1 protein-coding gene is annotated in these 716 nt (G+C 73.6%); it reads right to left on the bottom strand.

The window, feature by feature from the left end; translation table 11 throughout:
* Window positions 1–504: ATP-binding cassette domain-containing protein (locus HY68_RS45430; RefSeq protein ID WP_041992565.1), on the bottom strand; the 504-nt coding region annotated here is incomplete at its 3' end.
* Window positions 505–716 lie beyond the last annotated feature (212 nt).

The following is a 716-nucleotide window of genomic DNA, read 5'->3' as shown; positions in this document are numbered from 1 at the left end:
CGGCTCGTCCAGCAGCAGCAGCTTCGGCCGCGCCATCAGGGCCCGCCCGAGCGCGAGCATCTGCTGCTCACCACCGGACAGCAACCCGGCCCGCTGCCGCGCGCGTTCGGCGAGAACGGGGAACAACTCGTGCACCTCGCCCAGCGCCCTGGCGGCCTCCTTACGCCCGCCGGACGCCCCCAGCGACCCCGCGCGCAGATTGTCGGCGACCGTCATCCGGGCGAACACCTGCCGCCCCTCGGGCACTTGCACCACCCCGGCGGCCACCACCCGCGCGGGGCTCAGGCCGTCGAGCGACAGCCCGCCGAACCGGACGGTGCCGGTGGCCGCGCCGCGATGGAAACCGAGGGTGCGCGAAATGGCCCGCAGCAAGGTGGACTTACCGGCACCGTTCCCGCCGAGCACCGCGACGACGCGCCCGGCGGGCACATCGACGGAGACGTCGCGCAGTGCACGCACGGGACCGTAGCCGACGGTCAGGGCACGCACTTCGAGCGCGGCCATGCAGGCTCCTTCCGTCCGGTGATATCCGGAGATGGGAGCCACACCTCAGCATCGGTGCCGTAGCGGGGGCCATGTCGTGGCGGGGAACGGTTGCGGTGTCCCACTGGCGCGAGCGGGTGATTGTGCACGAGCCCAATCGCCGTCCGGCGGGTTCGCCGTCCGGCGGGGGGCGGCCGGGTCCGGTGGTTGCGGTTGTCGTCGCCCGTGCCGGT

Origin of the sequence: Streptomyces sp. AcH 505, from assembly GCF_000818175.1 — a bacterium.
GTDB lineage: Bacteria > Actinomycetota > Actinomycetes > Streptomycetales > Streptomycetaceae > Streptomyces.
Note: the sequence above shows the minus strand (reverse complement) of the source record. Positions and strands in the feature narration are given on the sequence as shown.